16 protein-coding genes and 1 pseudogene are annotated in these 17653 nt (G+C 65.6%); 14 read left to right on the top strand and 3 right to left on the bottom strand.

Annotation, left to right across the window (positions count from 1 at the left end):
• Nucleotides 1-126 precede the first annotated feature (126 nt).
• The 9 genes from ACW173_RS24815 (at nt 127) to ACW173_RS24775 (ending at nt 11378) form a co-directional block, all read left to right on the top strand.
• Nucleotides 127-4098: an AAA family ATPase gene (locus ACW173_RS24815; RefSeq protein WP_492082816.1), complete on the top strand. Its 3972-nt coding sequence runs from the start codon at nt 127-129 to the stop codon at nt 4096-4098.
• Nucleotides 4099-4142: 44 nt separating this feature from the next.
• Nucleotides 4143-4781, top strand: coding sequence for a hypothetical protein (locus ACW173_RS24810; protein ID WP_492082815.1), 639 nt, complete (start codon nt 4143-4145; stop codon nt 4779-4781).
• A 936-nt stretch (nt 4782-5717) separates the two neighbouring features.
• A complete protein-coding gene (locus ACW173_RS24805) occupies nt 5718-6629 on the top strand; it encodes an AAA family ATPase (protein WP_492082814.1) in 912 nt (303 codons plus the stop codon).
• Nucleotides 6626-7102 (top strand): hypothetical protein, encoded by a 477-nt coding sequence (locus ACW173_RS24800; protein WP_492082813.1) that lies wholly within the window; start codon nt 6626-6628, stop codon nt 7100-7102. Before ACW173_RS24805 ends, ACW173_RS24800 begins: the two co-directional genes overlap by 4 nt.
• Entirely contained in the window at nt 7099-7599 is a 501-nt protein-coding gene (locus ACW173_RS24795) for an HORMA domain containing protein (protein ID WP_304281566.1), read from the top strand. The genes ACW173_RS24800 and ACW173_RS24795 overlap by 4 nt, the downstream gene beginning before the upstream one ends.
• Entirely contained in the window at nt 7599-8501 is a 903-nt protein-coding gene (locus ACW173_RS24790) for a CBASS oligonucleotide cyclase (RefSeq protein WP_492082812.1), read from the top strand. The genes ACW173_RS24795 and ACW173_RS24790 overlap by 1 nt, the downstream gene beginning before the upstream one ends.
• A gap of 37 nt (nt 8502-8538) precedes the next feature.
• Nucleotides 8539-10050, top strand: coding sequence for an SAVED domain-containing protein (locus ACW173_RS24785; protein ID WP_492082811.1), 1512 nt, complete (start codon nt 8539-8541; stop codon nt 10048-10050).
• 3 nt (nt 10051-10053) lie between these two features.
• Nucleotides 10054-10584 carry a hypothetical protein gene (locus ACW173_RS24780; RefSeq protein WP_492082810.1) on the top strand — a complete coding sequence of 177 codons (531 nt, stop codon included), beginning with the start codon at nt 10054-10056 and terminating at the stop codon, nt 10582-10584.
• A gap of 71 nt (nt 10585-10655) precedes the next feature.
• On the top strand, nt 10656-11378 hold the full coding sequence (locus ACW173_RS24775; protein ID WP_492082809.1) for a hypothetical protein: 723 nt from the start codon (nt 10656-10658) through the stop codon (nt 11376-11378).
• A 185-nt stretch (nt 11379-11563) separates the two neighbouring features.
• Here the strand turns inward: ACW173_RS24775 and ACW173_RS24770 are convergent, their stop codons facing one another.
• Complete coding sequence (locus tag ACW173_RS24770) at nt 11564-12037, bottom strand: MerR family transcriptional regulator (protein ID WP_492082808.1); 474 nt, start codon at nt 12035-12037, stop codon at nt 11564-11566.
• Between the two features lie 78 nt (nt 12038-12115).
• Between ACW173_RS24770 and ACW173_RS24765 the strand changes: the two genes are divergently transcribed.
• Together ACW173_RS24765 and ACW173_RS24760 are read left to right on the top strand one after the other, a co-directional pair.
• Nucleotides 12116-13354 (top strand): NADH:flavin oxidoreductase/NADH oxidase family protein, encoded by a 1239-nt coding sequence (locus tag ACW173_RS24765; RefSeq protein WP_492082807.1) that lies wholly within the window; start codon nt 12116-12118, stop codon nt 13352-13354.
• A 73-nt stretch (nt 13355-13427) separates the two neighbouring features.
• Entirely contained in the window at nt 13428-14333 is a 906-nt protein-coding gene (locus ACW173_RS24760) for a hypothetical protein (protein ID WP_492082806.1), read from the top strand.
• Nucleotides 14334-14504: 171 nt separating this feature from the next.
• Here the strand turns inward: ACW173_RS24760 and ACW173_RS24755 are convergent, their stop codons facing one another.
• Nucleotides 14505-14666, bottom strand: a complete 162-nt coding sequence (locus ACW173_RS24755; protein WP_492082805.1) for a DUF1214 domain-containing protein — start codon at nt 14664-14666, stop codon at nt 14505-14507.
• Nucleotides 14667-14727: 61 nt separating this feature from the next.
• Nucleotides 14728-14868 (bottom strand): annotated as a pseudogene (locus tag ACW173_RS24750) (DUF1214 domain-containing protein); the annotation flags it as partial.
• Between the two features lie 153 nt (nt 14869-15021).
• Between ACW173_RS24750 and ACW173_RS24745 the strand changes: the two are divergent.
• From ACW173_RS24745 to ACW173_RS24735, 3 genes are read left to right on the top strand one after another with little or no spacing between them, the layout of a single operon-like run.
• Nucleotides 15022-15609 (top strand): SRPBCC family protein, encoded by a 588-nt coding sequence (locus tag ACW173_RS24745; protein WP_492082804.1) that lies wholly within the window; start codon nt 15022-15024, stop codon nt 15607-15609.
• A gap of 29 nt (nt 15610-15638) precedes the next feature.
• Entirely contained in the window at nt 15639-16829 is a 1191-nt protein-coding gene (locus ACW173_RS24740) for a zinc-dependent alcohol dehydrogenase (protein ID WP_492082803.1), read from the top strand.
• Entirely contained in the window at nt 16829-17620 is a 792-nt protein-coding gene (locus ACW173_RS24735) for an SDR family NAD(P)-dependent oxidoreductase (RefSeq protein ID WP_492082802.1), read from the top strand. The genes ACW173_RS24740 and ACW173_RS24735 overlap by 1 nt, the downstream gene beginning before the upstream one ends.
• Nucleotides 17621-17653 lie beyond the last annotated feature (33 nt).

The raw sequence follows: 17653 nt of genomic DNA, 5'->3' as shown, positions 1-17653 counted from the left end.
CGCCGCCGCCCCTTGGCGATAGGCCGTAGGTGGCACCTATCTTTCGCGCCTGGAAGAGATCGTGGTGTGGCGTCGCGTCACTACAACCCTGTATAAGCGTCGCCGACGAAATCGCAGGCGGTCGCCATGGCCCACAATATTGCTGATCTTACGCTCGATGAGGTGATCGCAAGGCTGATCGCAGGCGAAACCTTGCAAGTGTCGGGCGGCGGCGGCTTCAGCCTTAGCGTCGTGGACTCCCGCGCGATCTTGTCCTTCTACAACCAAGACCGTCGCGCCTACTGGAATCCGGACAAGGACACCGCCATTCAGGATGGCGAGATCGACAAGGTGTTGGAGGCGCTCGACCGTGCGCCGAAAGCCACCGCTCTTCCCAGCCGCGCCGCGTCCACAGCGCAGAAGTGGCAGTTGGTCAGCATCGAGGCGCACCGGTTCCGTGGCCTGCACCGCCACTGCGAGGAGGCGGGCAAGGACCCGAAGCCGTTCGAGCTGTCGCTCTCGGCGAGCGCAACGCTCTTTCGAGGGTTCAATGGCGCCGGCAAAACCTCGCTGATTAGCGCCGTCTGCTGGTGCCTGACCGGACTCGGCCACCACTCCCAAGGCCTGCCCGCGCCACTGCACGAGGTGCTGACCGTCCAGGTCGATGGGCCGCTCGGCGCCGACGGTGTCCCGCCGCCCGGATTCGAGCTGCCGGCGATCGTGCCGATCCCGACCGAGGCGGAGCTGATCGCCGTTGATGGGACGCCCAAGGTCGACACCTGGGTCCGCCTGACCTTCAAGTCGCTGGCCGATGGTCGCGAGGTCAAGGTCGAGCGCCACTTGCAACGCGACGGGAAGAAGGCGTTCAAGACCGTGGCGACCGGCCTAGAGAACCTGGGCCTCTCCGAGTTGGCGCTGCAGGTCGGCACCTTGATGCCGGGGATCGCGGCGGCCACGCGGTTCGACGACAAGACCACCTTGTCCCTCGCGGTCTCGACCCTGACCGGGCTTCGCCCCCTCGCGCACTTCGGGACCCGGAGCGAGCGGCTGCATGACCGCCTGACCAACAAATATCCGAAGCAGGCGCGCGAGGAGAAGGCGGCCGCGGAGAAGACGGCGGCACTGCAGAAGCAGACCCTTGAGGATCTGTTGAAGGATGGCGAGGGCCTGCCGAAGCTCGATTGCGTCGCCCTCCCGAACGACGCCGATCCGAAGGCTTGGTCGCTTGGCCTCACCGAGGCGGAGACGCGCCTGAAAGCGGTCGAGGACCGCACCGCGAGCGATGCGACCTTGGTTCTGGGATCCCTGCCGCCGTTGACGACCGATGTCGAAATCCGCCGGTTCGCCGAAGGCCTGAAGAACGCGGAGCACTGCACAAGCAACGCGGCGCTCAAGGGCCTGCCGTCGATCCAGTTGGCCGGCCGCCTCGGCGAACTGACCGACGAAGTGCTCACCGAGGGCGAGGCGGTGCTGGCCACGCTCGAGGGCGAGGCGGACGCGCTCGTGCGGACCCTGTCCCAAGCAGACCGGGCCGATCGACTGCGCCTCTACGGTCTGGTGGCGCGCTGGCACGACGACGCCCACCCAGGCCATCCCTTTACGGCCTGTCCCGTCTGCGAGCGTGATCTGACGCAGCCGGGCGCCATCCCGCAGGACGCGCTCCTGGACCGGTCCGTCGCCGACGCCCTTGAGCAAGCGCGCAATGCGGACGCCGCGCTGTTGAAGACGGTGGCGGAGTGGGAGCGGGACGCCTTGCCCGACCTGCGCCGCCGGCTCCCCGCCGCCTTGCAGCCCTTCCTCGACGAAACGGTCCCAGACGACCTGTCGTCGATCTACGAGACCGCTCTGTCGAAGGAGATGTTTGCGCAGTCGGACTTCCCCGCCGCGTTGAAGCCGATGGCGGCGCACGTTTTGGCACTCTGCAAAAAGGCGAGCGCGGCAGCGCCGGCGCGGCCGCCGTTGCCCACCGCCGCCCTGCCGGCGGAGATCCCCGACAACGAAGGCCTCAGGGCGAAGATCAAGACCATCCGACGGGCGATCATGCTCGCGCGGTATCGCCGCGAACACGCGGAGTTCGCCCGCTCCCTGGTCACCGGAGTGTTGAAATCCGCCGATCCCGAGGACGCGGTCGCCGCGAACGAACGCTCCATCCACGGGCAGCTGACCGTCCTCAGCGGCTATCTAGAAGCGGCGCGGGTGTTCGCCGGCATTCGCCGCCAGCTCGCGCAGATTAAGCAGACCTGCGAGCTCTGGGAGGCCAAATGCACCCGGATCACCAAGCTGGATCGCGCGGCCAAGGCGGTGGAGCCGTTCATGGCCTTCCCGGCCCTGGTCCATGATCAGGTCACCGGCCTGATCACCGCGCTGGACGGGCAGGCCAACACCTGGGCCCGTCGGATGTATAAGGCCCAGTTCCTCCAGGCCCCGACCTATTCGGGCCTGGATCGCAAGAAGGGCGACGGCTTCACGTTCCTGGCTTCGCAGGGCAAGCACCTGGTGGAGGCACACCATGTGATGAACGCCTCGGCGCTGCGCGCCTATCTGTCCTCCTTCGTGATCGCCCTCTGGCAGCAGGTCTGGGACCGGACGGGGGGGCTGTCGACCTTCCTGATGGACGACCCTCAGGATCTGCTCGATCCCGCCAATGTGGCCAACTTGGCCGCGACCATCCCGCACCTGATCGGCGCGGGCTTGAACCCGATCGTGGTCAGCAACGACTTTGGGTTCATCCCGGCCATCGAAGCGTTCGTCGCAGCCCATCCCGCGTCCCCCGCCTCCGCGGCGGCGGGGCCCCGCACGGCGGTCTGGGAATTTTCCGCAATCTCGACCAGCAAGTGCACGGTCAGCTTGGCACCGGTCACCGACGAGGTGCGCGCGCGCTGCGACCTTTGGACCAAGGATCCCAACAACGTCGGCCTGGCGCGCGACTTCGTGCACCCGGTCCGTGTCCGCATCGAGATCAAGATGTGGGATCTCTTGGCGTCGGACCCGTCGGTCCTGCGCGATCCGACGTTGAACGACCTTCTGGGCCGGGTCGCCAACGCGCGCAATCGCGGCGAGCGTCCCTTCAACGAAGAGCCCTTCAAGAAGCTCATCGAACTGCCCGCGCTTCGCGCTGGCGCGCCGTTCCGCGACGTGATCAACAAGGCCCATCACAGCCGCGCCGATCAAATCACCCCGGTCGATGCGGAAACGGTGCGGGTCAACTTCGAGGAGGTCTTCGCCGCCCTCGACGCCTGCTGGCTGGCCTACGCGCGCTTCATGGGCCGCTTGCCGCCGGAACAGGCCGTGGCCGAGGTGCGCCAAGCGCCGCCGGACCCCGTCATCATCCCATTGCCCGCCGAGCCGATCTCGGTGATCGGGCGGCTGGCCGCGCGCGAACGCGGCGCCCGCCTCTCCGCCATCGAAGACGCCATCGAGACCTACGATCTGGCCGGGCTCGGCGATGTTTCGCTCTTCACCCTGCGCGCGCCGACCCTAGGCCTGGTGGCTTTCCCGGGTCAGACGCTCATCGTCTCAATCGGGGCGGAGGTGCGCAACGGCGACCTCGCGGTGATCCAGACCGCCGGCCGAACCTACGCACGCCGGGTCGGAATCGATCCGGCTGACACGACCCGGATCGCACTGGAATCCATGCCGTCGACCAACTCGCGCGTACCGCCGACGCACTTCGTGCAGCGCAGCGGCTCGACCTTGAGCAAGGTCATCGGCGTCCTGTTTGACGAGACGGCGCCGCCGAAATCCAACGACGAGGCCGTTCCTGCACTGTGCTCTGACGTGTTGGGGCAAGTTCTGGCTGCGGCCGGCGTGGTTGGCGACAGCGCCTTCCCGGTCGCCCGCGACAAAGGGCACGTGCTGCTCGGCAAGGCGTCGGACATCAGCGGGCTCGGCGGGCGAATCCTGGCGATCGTCACGCGAGAAGACGAGTTCTCGACCGAGCACTTCGCCTACCTCAAACGCCTCGGCAAGCAGATGCCGGGCGCGCCCGCGGTCTACTATCTAGAGAACGTCGGCCAGAGCGGCGAAGGCGAGTTCGTACAGTTCCCCTCGTCCTCGACCCTGATGAACGGCGTGCCGATCGTCCTCGACACCTGGCGGGTATTGGGGACGATATTTTGAGGCCATCGCCGCCCATAGGCGCACCCACAGGAGATAACTCGCCCATGCGCCTTGCCGACGTCTTTCCGAGGGCTGAGATCGCGGCGGCCGTGCCAGGGGCGGTGTTCCGCGACCTCGACGTGCAGGGACTGGAGGCTTTCACAGCGGATAGCCCAAACACCATGATCGCCTTCGGGTTCGCGACCTGGGACCACGCCTTATCCTCGGGCCGACATGACGATCTCGATCCCCAGATGCTGGCGGGGCCCATCAGCGATGAGGACCCCTGGCTTATTCGGCACGTCGAAGCGGCGCTTGGGCGGCGGGCGCTTCTCGATTTCCACCATGCCGAGGCGCGGACGCCTGGGGCGCCGGAGCCGTTCGCTTCGGTCAGCCTGGCCCACCTATACCCCAACCATTTGCATATCGGCGACGTGCTACTCCTCGACCCGAACCGGCCGAGGCAGGATTCCCGATGGGTCGACCAGAAGTACGCCAGCCTTCGACTTTTCGGTGTTCTGCTGGAAAATCTGGAGGCGGCCGCCGCCGCGATGGGTGTGGAGAAGCTGACGCTGACGGCCGCCAATCGGCCGTTGCGGGCCGCATTCGAGCGGCACGGCTTCCGCCTGGCCGACACCATGGGCGCGCGGATGATCGAAGCGGTTGGCGTGGCTCACAGCTTCCCGATGGAGCGGGTGGTTTAGCGTGTGTTTGGCATTGTGGAAGGGCCGGAGGGCCCGTCAATGCACCCGGCGGGCACCGCAGAGAGTGCGATCTGCCTAATTGCGTTAATGGCAACACGTATTCGGACGCAGCCACATGTCGGTGCGGCATTCCTTAGGACGGGGCGCGCTCGGCTCGACCCGCGTGCCGGCAATTATCTGGGGATACTAGACGATCGGAAGCGGAGCGGCGCCGGTTCAAACCCGCCACTCGAAGTCCGATTTCACCATGATCTGGAGGCTATGGACGTCTGGACCACTACATCTTGACTCGAAGGTCGACAGGTGGGACGAATCGACCTCATAGTCGGAATTGGTAAATGGGGTCTTTCCGCCCACAGCCGACTCGTACTATCGGGTACTGGCGAGTGGATGATTCCGGTTTCCACTCCCACATCATTTGAGTTTGCTTATCTCGCCGACGGGCTTGGTCGGATGTTCAGGACGTCTTCAAAGCAGGAGCGACGGCTGAAAAGCATTGAAGCAGCGTAGATCGCTGATGGTGGGGAGAGGACGGAACATCCTGGAACTTTGCCGGTCACCGGAAAGTCCATCCTCTCACCCGATTCCCAACCCGTTTCCGAGTCGGTAAGCGAGCAATAGCGGCGGCCGCGTAAGCACACAATGGCCGCGACTGCTAACAGCGCCGTTGGCCGGCTCGGATGTCTTCAAATCATTCCTCCAGGGTCGTGAAGGACCCTCAGTAGGTACAGCGCGCGCTGGCGGCTGACCCTACGTCCCATTTTGTCGGGGAGGTCTGGTTACATCCGCCCGCGACCGTGAATGCCACAGCCATTCAGCGGCCGAGCGCCAACCAAAGGAGGGGCCCATGGTCCCTAGCGCCGACCTCGACACCGCCCACTGCTGTCCTCGTTCAACGCCACCGGCCCGTCAGGCCGCTCGCCTGGAGATCCAGCTATGAGGGACGGTCACGCCTATAACGCGGAACTGCCCAAGGGCATCAGCCGCAGCCGGCCGCTGCCGGACGAGAAGCTGGGCGCTTTGTGGGACTCCATCGTCATTGAGGAGGAGACCAAAAAGCAGCTTCTGTCCCAGGCGGTGCTCAACTTCACCCTGCGGGGCAAGGTTGATCGGACCGTCATTCCCCTGCACGGCGTCATCCTGCTCACCGGTGAGCCCGGCACAGGCAAGACGTCGCTGGCGCGGGGGCTGGCTCATCGCACGGCGATGGCGTTCCGGGGCGGCCGGTTCAAGCTGCTGGAAGTCGAGCCCCATTCCCTGACCAGCTCGGCGATGGGCAAAACCCAGCGGGCAGTTTCGGACCTCTTTTCCCAAGCGATCGCCGAGGCCGCCATGAGCGGGCCCACGATCGTCCTATTGGACGAGGTCGAGACCCTGGCGGCTGACCGCTCGAAGATGAGCTTGGAAGCCAACCCCATCGACATCCACCGCGCCACCGACGCGGTCCTAGTGCAGTTGGACGCGCTGGCCGAGCGGTTCCCCGATCTGCTCTTCGTGGCGACGAGCAATTTCCCCGACGCCGTCGACAGCGCGTTCACCTCCCGCTGCGACCTGGTCCTGCGCGTGCCGTTGCCCGACCGGGCGGCCTGCGGCCAGATCCTGCGCGACTGCCTGACGGGCCTGGGGAGGACCTATCCCGAGATCGGTCGCCTGGCTTCCGCGCCGGGCTTTGACCGCTGCGCCCAGGAGTGTGTCGGGCTCGATGGCCGCGCGATCCGCAAGATGGTGGCCAACGCCTTGGCCTGTCGCCAGGAAGTGGCGATGGATCCGGCCAAGGTCACGCTCGATGACGTGCTGCGCGCGGCCCAGCGCGCCAAGGCCAATCGCACGGGGGGCAAGTCGAAATGACCACCGTCGCCAGTCGCAGGTTTTCCAGCACGCCTCAACGCGACGCCGGCGCCACCTGGCGGGCTGTCGTCGATCTTCTGACGGGGGGCGCGACCGGTGCCAAACGTGACGAACTGCTGGCCGTGGCCGGCGTCGCCTCGAGCATCATCGCCGACAAGGCGGCCAAGGACGCGGCCATCGTCGTCACCTGCGATGGGCCGCGCACCCGCATCTATTGTCTCTACGACGATGACGCCATCGACGGCTCGGACGCCAACGAAGACGCCCTTGGCTATGATCCCCTGGACGGCGATTGGGGCGTGTCGCTCCCTTGCGAGCCCGACGACCTGGCTTGGGTCCAGGGCGCGCTGAAAAAGCACAGCACGCGCATTACCGCCCGAGACAAGGCCTCGGCCACCGGCGGCGAAAGCGCCAGCAGTGGCCAGAAGGCCGCCGGTCTCGTCCTGGACCCGAAAGGATTCCTCGGGTCATGACCGCCGTCACCGTCAACACCTACACCCACTCGGTCACCTACGTGGCTGACAACATGCTCAAGAGCCTCAAGGACATCATCCGTCTGAGCGGCCTGGACCCCGCCGCGTTCATCGACGACTGGGACGTCAACATGCGGGGCATCCGCACCTGGCTCGACACCGGCGACCTCGAAACCGTCAAGCTCGAAATTTTCGATCCCAAGACCGACGCGCTTCTTGTTCGCTGGGACATGGACGTCGTCTACGGCTGGAGCTCCGGCGACGGCAACTTCTGGGTCGACACCGAGCAGTTGAAGTACGCGATCCTCAAGGCCGGCGTGTGGCCCAGCCAGGCCAGATACCGTTTGCTGCTGCACACCAAGCCGGGCCGCCCCGACGTGGCCGGCTGGAGCAAGACCAGCGCCCGCTCCACGGCCGGCTTCACCAAGCAGTCCCTGGGTACAACGATCGATCACAGCGGCCTTGGGGCCAATGCCGGTTACTGGAGGAAGGCCTGATGCTCACCGTCGATGAAGCGTTTCGGAAGTTCAAAAGTCGTCTGGAGCTGAACGACCGCGAGCAGAAGAACGCCACCGCGCGCCATACCGAAGTGCGCGACTACATCCGCACGAAGTTCAAGATCGAGAAGGATTTCCTGACCGGGTCCTACAAGCGGCATACCAAGACCAAGCCGCTCAAGGACATCGACATCTTCTTCGTCCTCAAGGACTCCGAGCGCGAAACGTACCGCGACAAGGCACCGTCGGTGGTCATCGGCGATTTCTATGACGCCCTGGTCGAGAAGTACGGGACCAGCGCGGTCCGCAAGCAGGGCCGTTCGGTTAATGTCGACTTCGGCATCGTCGCCGACGCCGAGGACAACACCGACTACCGGGTGCTCAGCGTAGATGTCGTCCCGGCCTTCACCTGCGGCGGCGACTACGAGATCGCCGACACCGACAAGGGCGAGTGGATCAAGACCAATCCGGAAATTCACGCCTCCAAGGCCGTGACCGCCCACCAGGCCTATTCCAACGAATGGAAGGGCTTGGTGCGCATGGCCAAATACTGGAACAACAACCCCCGTCACGGCGAAAAGCCGGTCAAGCCTTCGTTCCTGATCGAGGTCATGGCGCTCCAGTGCCTGTACGGGGGCTGGCAAGGCCGGTTCGACTACGAGTTCCAGTCGTTCTTCCAGACCCTGGCCGACAGGATAACCGACGAATGGCCCGATCCGGCCGGCCTTGGCCCGCCGATCAGCGACGGCATGGACGCGGCCCGCAAGCAGCGGGCGAAAACCCTGCTGCAGACGGCCAGCCGCGACGCCAGTCTGGCGATCAATCTGAGCCGGCAAGGCAAGAACGGCGAGGCGCTGAAGGCCTGGCGCGCGCTCTTTGGGCCCAAGTTCCCGCTGTCGTAGGGGCGCGTCGCGCCGACCGCATATTCTGGAGATCATCATGGCCGATGCGGTGACGCCGCGATGGAACGGCGACAAGTACCAGGCGCGGGTGTTCTGGCATAACGCGCTGCACATGCTGGCCACGGACTCCGTCGTCGTGGAGGTCACCTTCGAGGCCGATGCGCCCAAGGCCTTCGACGACGTCGTGGTCAAATACGATCCGCCCATCGCGGGGTCTGGACCGGTGCGGGTGCCTGCGACCTATCACCAGGTCAAATGGCACGTCGAGCTGGGTGGCCGCTTTGGCTACAAGGACTTCATCGAGCCGGACTTCATCGGCGCGACCAGCGTGTCGCTTCTCCAGCGGCTGCGCGAGGCCAAGAAGATCGCGCCCGGTGGCGCCCAGTTCGACTTCGTCACCACCTATCGCATCCATGACGACGACCCTCTGTCGCCGCTGCTGTCGGGGACCGATCGCTCGATCCTCATCGACCGCCTGTTCGACGGAACCACCGACCGCAGCAAGACCGGCAAGATCCGGAGGCTCTGGCGCGAGCACCTGGGACTGGCTTCGGACGACGAACTGAAGGCCGTCGTCTCGGGGCTACGCATCTTCGATGGGCAGCTGTCGCTCGATGAGTTGCGCTCCCAGGTCAATCTGCGGGCGGAGGTGGTCGGCGCCCTGACCTGCAGGACCAACTCCGACTTCCGCTATGACGGCTTGGCCCAGGCCCTCAAATCGCGGCGCCTCAACAGCTTCACCCGCGAGACCTTGCGCGCGATCCTGGCCGAGGAAGGACTGCTGGTGGAGGTCGCGCCCTTGGCGGACGCGCCGCTGCCGGTCGCCATTCGCAGCTTTCACGGTCTGGCGGCCGACCTGAGCATCGCCTCGCCCGAGAACACCCTGGTCCTGACCGAGGCGTTCAATCAACGATACCTGCGCGCGGATCGCAGCTGGCAGGACGACATCGGGCCGCGAGTTTCCACCTTCCTGGCCGAGGCTGCCCGGCGGTCGGGGAAGCTTCGCCTGTCGCTGGACGCCCATGCCTCCATCGCCTTCCTGGCCGGCTCGGTGCTGGACGTGAAATCGGGCGTCGACACCACCCTGGTCCAGAAAGGTCGGGTAGGTAGTCGCGAGTGGCGCGCCGACGATGGAACGGAGACGGTCGCGGCTAGGCTCGTCGTGACCTCGACGGCGCTGAGCAAGGGTAGGGACATCGCCGTGGCGCTGGGCGTGTCGCGCGACGCCGAAAAGGAAACGCGCGCCTATGTCGCCAAGTCGCTGAAGGGTGTGGGAAAGCTCCTGACGTTCGCGATGCCGTCCGGGCCAGGGCAACAGGTCGTCACCGGCGGCGGCCACGCCGCGGCCTTGGCCGAGCAGGTCGCCAACCAGGTTCGCGACGCCCGGGAGGACCCCGACGCGGTCGTGCACATCTTCGCGGCCTGCCCCAACAGCGTGATGTTCTTCCTGGGTCAGGAACATCGCGGCGTCGCGCCCTGCGTCGTCTACGAATTTGACTTCGATCGCCGGGGCAACAAGAGCTACCAACCGTCCTTTGTCATCGAGTAGGCCATGAGTCCCGCGGAAAAGCTCCACCTTCGCTTGGTCTATTCGCTTCGGGACTTGGAGCTGGCCAACAGCGCCCTGGCGTTCCTCGACGAGTTGGATGTCACGGCGCGGTATTCGAAAATCGAGCTGCGCCGTTACCGGTGCTTCCTGGAGAGCGCGGTCATCGCCTATTGGCGGCCCTTCGCAGCCGCCGATGGTCTGCCGGCTCTTGGCTTCGAGGCCTTGGGCGTCGTGCCCACAGCCGAACAGCGAGCCCTGCATGAGCGTCTTCGCATCTTCCGCAACAAGGTCGTGGCTCATTCCGACCCCAAGCAGATGCGCGTCCTGCTGACGGCCCATAAGGCGCAGGTTGATCATGACGCCCAGATGCCGTTCCTGGCGTTTGACGAGGGCTTGGAGTTCCTGGACGATCGCGCCCTCTGGCGAGGCTGGGTCTCCATCCTGATCGGGGCGCTAGCCGAGTATGTCTTCGAGGCGGTCCAGGGGACGAGCTCCTACCGTTTCGAGCGGGATTATCTCAACCAAGGCCAATAGTTCGTCGAGACGGACCTCACCGGCTGGGCTTGGCGTCAAGCCGACGATGCTCGTGCAGGGGGCAGGGCGCGATGTTGGACATCAACACCTGGAATTGGCCAGATCCGCATCCCACCACCGAACTGGCCAAGATCGCCTTGGCGTCGGAACGGGCGATGGCGCTGGTGGTCCGCAATCGCCAAGCGCCGGCCCTGCAGACCCACCTTCTGCAGATCGTCGGTGCGATCGAGATGATCGCCGCCATGGAATATCATCATCGCGCCTTCCTCCGGTTACACCGGCGCATGGTGCGAAGCGGCGACGCCGACGAGCTGCACCTGCGGCACGAAGCTATCGCGTACCTAAACCGCCTGGGCCAGTTCGTGACGTTCTGCCGATCCCGCTTCGCCAGCGAGGCCGGCGTAGTGCCGGCGCACGCCCTCCCGACCCTGGAGCGGGCGATGATCTTTCGCAACAAGCACTCGGCGCACCGCTCGATCGACGCGCCGCGAAAGGGGGACACCCCGGGGCTGACCCATTCTCACGCCCGAGCGCTCTCCAACACGTTCGGTTCGCTGTTCAGGCCGCGACCTGGCCGGCGGCCGCTTAACCTGCGGCGGTTGCCGATGTCGGACCCGCTCGCGTTTTTCAAGCGGCAGACCTGGCGATCGGGGTTCCTGCTTTTCCAGTTTCAGTTGGAGGGCGGCGGCTACCTGAATCTCTCACTGGAGGAGGAACACCCGGCGATGATGGACGAAGCCTACGGCGTCATCGAGCGGGTGACGTTGAACGGGGCAGCGCAGGCTCTGTCGTGATCGCCGGCCTAAGTGAATTCGGGTCGATGCCCTCGAGATGTCTGAGCAGATCGATCTTTGAGTGCTAGCTTGACTCGGTGGACGCTGCTTGGCGCACCTGGCCCACGAACGTCGCGTTCATGGAGGTGCACCAAGGTCCGTTCATGGCGCAGTCCAGCCTGCCAAAAGCGGGAGGGAGCCTGGCCCTAGGCTCCGGCTCGTCGTCCCGGCGGCGCCCGAAGGGCGCTGGCCTCGGTCGACGCGGACCCGATCTGCTTGCCTAGAACGGTTGAAAGCACACGGCGAGCGTTGGCGGCGCAGTCCAGATCGTCGGGCTTGCCTTCGATGCCGGCGATAAGCGCGACCAGCTGCGCCTTGCTCTCGGCCAGGCGCGCTTCGAGCGCCTCGATGTCCGCTACGCGGCCCCGCAGCGCCGCAATGAGCGCATCATGCTTCCAGTCGGCTAGATCAGACGGAAGCAGCGTGCGGATTTCGTCAAGGCTGAAGCCGGCCTTCTGCGCCGTGGCGATGAGCTCCAGGACAAGCACCGCGTTGTTCGGATAGGCGCGATAGCCGTTGGCACGGCGCTCCACCGTCGTGAGTAGGCCCTCCCGCTCATAGAACCGAATGCGCGAATGGGTCAGGCCCGTGCGCTTGGCCAGATCGCCGATGTTCATCATTCGGGCTCCAAATAGCCTGTTGACCCTAAACCTAACTTAAAGGTTAGGGGGCGGTCCATGCCTTTCGTGGAGCCGCCCATGTCCCTGTTCTCGCCGCTCAGCCTGCCCAATGGCGCTGTGATCCCCAACCGCATCGCCAAGGCGGCGATGGAGGAGAACATGGCCGATGGCGACCATCTGCCGTCCAAGGCGCTGATCGACCTCTATCGGGCCTGGGCCGAAGGAGAGGCGGGGCTCATCATCACCGGCAACGTGATGATCGATGCGCGCGCCATGACCGGGCCGGCCGGCGTCGTGCTGGAGAACGACCGTCACCTGAACCGTTTCAAGGACTGGGCTGCAGCGGCTCGGTCGGGCGGCGGCCAGGTGTGGATGCAGATCAATCATCCAGGTCGCCAGATGCCCGCGGCCCTGGGCCAGGAAACCCTGGCCCCCTCGGCCATCCGCCTGGACCTGGGCGCCCAGTCCAAGGTCTTTCCAATGCCGCGCGAGATGTCGGCTGCCGACATCGCCGAAGTCGAGCGGCGATTCGTGACAACGGCGGTGCTGGCCGAACGCGCCGGCTTCACTGGCGTGGAGATCCACGCCGCGCACGGCTATCTGCTGAGCCAGTTCCTCTCGCCCCTGGCCAACCATCGCAAGGACCGCTGGGGCGGCAGCCTGGAAAACCGTGCGCGCCTGCTGCTGGACATCGTTCGTGGGGTGCGCGCGGCGGTGACGCCGCGCTTTGCCGTCGCGGTCAAGCTCAACTCGGCCGACTTCCAGCGTGGCGGCTTCTCGCCCGAGGACGCGCGCGCCGTCGTTGAGATGCTCAATGGGCTGGGCGTCGACCTGGTCGAACTATCGGGCGGTAGCTACGAGGCGCCGGCGATGATGGGCGCCTCGCGCGACGCGCGGACCCTATCGCGCGAGGCCTACTTCCTGGAGTTCGCGGAAGAGATCGCCAAGGTCGCGGCCATGCCGTTGATGGTCACGGGCGGCATCAAGCGGCGCGAGGTGGCGCAGAAGGTCGTCGAGAGCGGTGTGGCCATGGCCGGCATCGCCACTGCGCTGGCCATCGCGCCGAACCTTCCCACGCTGTGGCGACAGGGCAAGGCCCTCGCGCCCAGCCTTCGGCCCATCACCTGGAAGAACAAGCCCATCGCCTCGTCGGCGCACATGGCCGCGGTCCGCTACCAGCTCCTGCGCTTGAGCCGGCGGAGGCAGACCGCGCCGAACATCTCGCCGATCTGGGCCCTGGTCACCGCTCAGCTGCAGGCCAGAAGCAGCGCCCGCCAGTATCGGCGCTGGATGGCCCAGCGGCCGGCGACGGCCTGATCGCGGTCGCCCGGCTTGGTGACGCAGTGCGCCCCGACGTCGTCTTGGTCCCATTTTCAAGAGGTTTTCGTGCATGGTTGAGCAATATGAGGACGCCGAGTTCGGCGGCCAAAAGGTCCAAGTGCCCAAGGGCGGGTACTACGACCGCTTCGGCTCCAATCCCGACCTGGAGGTGGTGGCGCGCGATCCGGCCGCCGGCAATATCGATTTCTTCCGGCGGATCCCCAAGCAGAAGGTCGCCTCGCGGGTCGGTCCTGTCTGGGCGCCCAACTTCTACTATCGCAGCAGCTCGGTGCAGCTTCTGATGACCGCGCCGGTCGATCGGCTCGCAGCAGCGCTGCCTTCGCCGCTCGAGCCGCTACGACCGCTGCCGGGCAAGGGGCTGGTGGCGCTGACCTTCTTCTCCTACGCCGTCTGCGACAACGATCCCTACGAGGAGGTCTCGATCGCCGTAGTAGTGCGCCGGCCCGGCGCCATGGGCTCACATGTCGGCCAGCTCCTGGGCGCCATCCGAAGGCGCAACTTTGCCGCCCACGTCCTGGCCCTGCCGGTCACGACCGAGATCGCCCGGACACGTGGCGTACTGGGCTATCAGTTGCCTAAGTGGCTGACGCCGATCACGGTGGAGATCGGCCATGAGGTGAAAGCCAGCATCGCCGCCACCGACGGCTCGCCGGACCTAGTGCTGCGCGCGCCCGCGCCGACCTTTCGCGAGGCGCCGTCCCAGTCGCGCCTGGGCGCCAACACCATGATCCATCAGGTCGACGGCCGGTGGAACCAGACGATCGTGCAATCCAACACCTTGTCCTATTCCCAGGCGCTCTTCCCCAAGGGCGTGACGCTGTCGCGCCACGGCGGCCCGATGAGCGATCTCCTCAACGGCCTGGGCGCCTCGGCCATGCTGCGTCTAGATGTGGTCAGGGACGCGCAGCTGGTGCTCAACATGCCAACGCCGCTCACGGCGTTTGGAGGCGGGTGAGGGGAGTGGGGCGGTTAGCCACGAAGCAGCTGGCTTGGATCGCATTCCTGGAGATGAGCCAAGGTCTGTTGATGGCGCCACTTGGAACCGTCTTTTAAGTCCCAATGTTCTCAAGGTCGGACGTTCTGACTGGCGTGGCACGGCGGAGCCCCTCCAGTTCTCAGCTGGCGACTATGCGATCTTTCGCAGAGCCTGCGGCGTCCAATCACCCCGCTTCACGGCGGCTTTCGGGACGTAGGTTCGCAGGGTGAGCGAGAAGGCTTCGCCGTCGGCCGAAGGCAGCCAATTGGATTCGGCGACGCCCGTTTCCGGCCTCGACCCGATCCCGATCATCAGCGAGCCGGCCGCTTCCTTCCGGAGGGGGCGACTGGTTATTGAGATTGAAGCGGTTCAGCGGATTCTTCACCACCCGGTAGTTGGTGGCGTCGACGAGGATCACCGACCAGTAGGCGTCCACGGCCGCCTCCGGAACCCGGTCGGCAGGGAAGTGCAGCAGGTAGCTGCGGCCGCCGTCCAGCCGCTCGCCCCGGCGCACTTAGGCGAGGTGATTCTCAATGCGCCGGGCGAGCGTCGGTTCTGTCGGCTATCGGGCGGTCGTCCCATTCCAAGCGGAGCCATAAGTCTCTGACTTCACTATAGGAACGCGTCGTTGCGCGAGCGGTTGAAGCCGGGCAGGAGGAGCTATCCCATGTCTGACGAGACCATTGCCCGCGCGCTGGAAAGCGATGCGCCGCTCACTGCCGCCGTGCACCAACGCGACATCGCCCACGAGGTGGCCGAGGAGCGCGGCTGGCACGAGGCGGCCCTGGTCGGCCGCACCGTCACCATCAATCGTCCGCGCGCGGAGCTATACGCCTTCTGGCGCGATTTTCGGAACTTGGCGCTCTTCATGGAGAACGTCGAAAGCGTCACACCGGGCGACGACAAGCGCTCGCACTGGGTGGTCAAGGCCCCGGCCGGCAAGACCGTCGAGTGGGACAGCGTCCTGACCGAGGAGGTCGAGAACGAACTGCTGGCCTGGGAGTCCGTCCCGGGCGCCGACATCAAGAACGCTGGCCGCATCGAGTTTCGCGACGCGCCGCCGGGACGCGGCACCGAGGTCACCGCCACCATCGCCTACGACCCTCCCGGTGGCGACCTGGGCAAGCTGATCGCCAAGCTCTTCCAGAAGGAGCCGAAGATCCAGGCGCGCCGCGAGCTTCGCCGCTTCAAGCAGCTGATGGAGACCGGCGAGATTTCCACGGCCAAGTCTTCCGACGCCGCGCCGCAAGGCTGATCCCCAAACCTCATTTGAAGGAGACGCCCATGCGCGCCCTGACCTGGCACGGCAAACACGACGTCCGCATGGACACAGTGCCCGACCCCAAGATCGTCAATCCTCGCGACGCGATCATCAAGATCACCTCGACCGCCATCTGCGGTTCGGACCTTCACCTCTATGACAGCATGATCCCCTCGATGGAAAAGGGCGACATCCTGGGTCACGAGTTCATGGGCGAGGTCGTCGAGACCGGCCCTGGCTCGACCCTGCAGAAGGGCCAGCGGGTCGTGGTCCCGTTCGTGATCGCCTGCGGCAAGTGCTTCCATTGCGAGAAGCAGCAGTTCTCGGGTTGCGAGAACTCCAATCCGGCCGAGACCCAGGATCTGGGCGAGATCGCCTATGGCACGGCCATGACGGGCCTGTTCGGCTATTCGCACATGACCGGCGGCTATGCTGGCGGCCAGGCTGAATATGTCCGCGTACCCTATAGCGACGTCGGCCCCATCGTCATCCCGGACGGGTTGGAGGACGACAAGGTGCTGTTCCTGTCCGACATCCTGCCCACCGGCTGGATGGCGGCCGAGAATTGCCAGATCGAGCCCGGCGACACCGTGGCGGTCTGGGGTTGCGGCCCGGTCGGGCTGTTCGCGATCCAGAGCGCCCTTATTCAGGGCGCGCACAAGGTGATCGCCATCGACCATCACCCCCACCGCCTGGAGCTTGCGAAGGGTATGGGCGCGCAAGTCATCAACTATCACGACGTCAAGGTGCGCGAGGCCCTGATGGCCATGACCGGCGGCATTGGCCCGGACGCCTGCATCGACGCGGTCGGCATGGAAAGCCACGGCGTCTCGATCGACAACGTCATCGACGCCGTGAAGGTCGCCACCCGGCTGGGCACCGACCGCGCTCACGTGCTGCGTGAGGTCTTGATGGCCTGCCGCACTGGCGGCCGCGTCTCGGTCCCGGGCGTCTATGGCGGCATGGGCGACAAGATCCCGATCGGAGCCCTGATGGAGAAGGGCCTGCAGATCCGTACCGGCCAGACGCATGTCCACAAGTACCTGCGGCCGCTGCTGGACCTGATCGGGGAGGGCGTCATCGACACCACCTTCCTGATCAGCCACCGCCTGCCGCTGGAGCGCGCGCCCGACGGCTACAAGATGTTCAAGGAAAACCAGAACGAGGTGACCAAGGTCGTCCTCAAGCCCGACTGGCAGAAGGAAGCCGCCTGATGATCGAAGACATTCGCCCCCTGGCCGTGATCACCGGCGCCTCGTCCGGCATCGGCTACGAGTTGGCCCGCCTGGCCGCCGATGACGGCTATGACCTGATCATCGCCGCCGACGATCCCTCCATCGTCGAGGCCAAGGCCGGTCTCGAACAGCATGGTGGTCGCGTCTACGCCCTGCAGGTCGACCTTTCGACGACCGATGGCGTCGACGAATTGGTCGAGCTGATCGGCGATCGTCCGGTCGATTCCTTGATGGCCAACGCCGGCCGCGGCCTGGGCCATGGCTTCCTCGACCAAGATTGGGCGCAGGCGCGCTTCGTGATCGACACCAACATCACCGGTACGGTCTATCTCATCCAGCAGATCGCCCGCGACATGCGCGAGCGGGACAGGGGGAAAATCCTGATCACCGGCTCGATCGCCGGTTTGATGCCAGGCTCGTTCCAGGCCGTCTACAACGGCACCAAGGCGTTCCTCGACAGCTTCGCCTGGGCGCTGCGCAATGAGCTGAAGGACACTAATGTCACCGTCAGCTGCCTGATGCCCGGTCCAACCGACACCGAGTTCTTCGAGCGCGCCGACATGCTGGACACCAAGGTCGGCGCCGATCCCAAGAAGGCCGACCCGGCAGACGTGGCTGTGACGGGCTACCGAGCCATGCAGAAAGGCGAGGGCGACGTCGTGGCCGGCTTCAAGAACAAGCTGCAGGCGGCCGTGGCGGCGATCACCCCACAGAGCGTCCTGGCGCAGCAGCACCGCAAGATGGCCGAGCCGGGCTCAGGGAATTCGTGATGCCGCACCCCGACGACGCGCCGCGGTTTGATC

This window comes from Caulobacter sp. ALps2, from assembly GCF_058681635.1.
This window is presented reverse-complemented; position numbering and strand designations above follow the sequence as displayed.

Coding starts and splice junctions, on each gene's coding strand:
- ACW173_RS24815 (WP_492082816.1), top strand. CDS start 127: ATGGCCCACAATATTGCTGATCTTACGCTCGATGAGGTGATCGCAAGG.
- ACW173_RS24810 (WP_492082815.1), top strand. CDS start 4,143: ATGCGCCTTGCCGACGTCTTTCCGAGGGCTGAGATCGCGGCGGCCGTG.
- ACW173_RS24805 (WP_492082814.1), top strand. CDS start 5,718: ATGAGGGACGGTCACGCCTATAACGCGGAACTGCCCAAGGGCATCAGC.
- ACW173_RS24800 (WP_492082813.1), top strand. CDS start 6,626: ATGACCACCGTCGCCAGTCGCAGGTTTTCCAGCACGCCTCAACGCGAC.
- ACW173_RS24795 (WP_304281566.1), top strand. CDS start 7,099: ATGACCGCCGTCACCGTCAACACCTACACCCACTCGGTCACCTACGTG.
- ACW173_RS24790 (WP_492082812.1), top strand. CDS start 7,599: ATGCTCACCGTCGATGAAGCGTTTCGGAAGTTCAAAAGTCGTCTGGAG.
- ACW173_RS24785 (WP_492082811.1), top strand. CDS start 8,539: ATGGCCGATGCGGTGACGCCGCGATGGAACGGCGACAAGTACCAGGCG.
- ACW173_RS24780 (WP_492082810.1), top strand. CDS start 10,054: ATGAGTCCCGCGGAAAAGCTCCACCTTCGCTTGGTCTATTCGCTTCGG.
- ACW173_RS24775 (WP_492082809.1), top strand. CDS start 10,656: ATGTTGGACATCAACACCTGGAATTGGCCAGATCCGCATCCCACCACC.
- ACW173_RS24770 (WP_492082808.1), bottom strand. CDS start 12,037: ATGATGAACATCGGCGATCTGGCCAAGCGCACGGGCCTGACCCATTCG.
- ACW173_RS24765 (WP_492082807.1), top strand. CDS start 12,116: ATGTCCCTGTTCTCGCCGCTCAGCCTGCCCAATGGCGCTGTGATCCCC.
- ACW173_RS24760 (WP_492082806.1), top strand. CDS start 13,428: ATGGTTGAGCAATATGAGGACGCCGAGTTCGGCGGCCAAAAGGTCCAA.
- ACW173_RS24755 (WP_492082805.1), bottom strand. CDS start 14,666: ATGATCGGGATCGGGTCGAGGCCGGAAACGGGCGTCGCCGAATCCAAT.
- ACW173_RS24745 (WP_492082804.1), top strand. CDS start 15,022: ATGTCTGACGAGACCATTGCCCGCGCGCTGGAAAGCGATGCGCCGCTC.
- ACW173_RS24740 (WP_492082803.1), top strand. CDS start 15,639: ATGCGCGCCCTGACCTGGCACGGCAAACACGACGTCCGCATGGACACA.
- ACW173_RS24735 (WP_492082802.1), top strand. CDS start 16,829: ATGATCGAAGACATTCGCCCCCTGGCCGTGATCACCGGCGCCTCGTCC.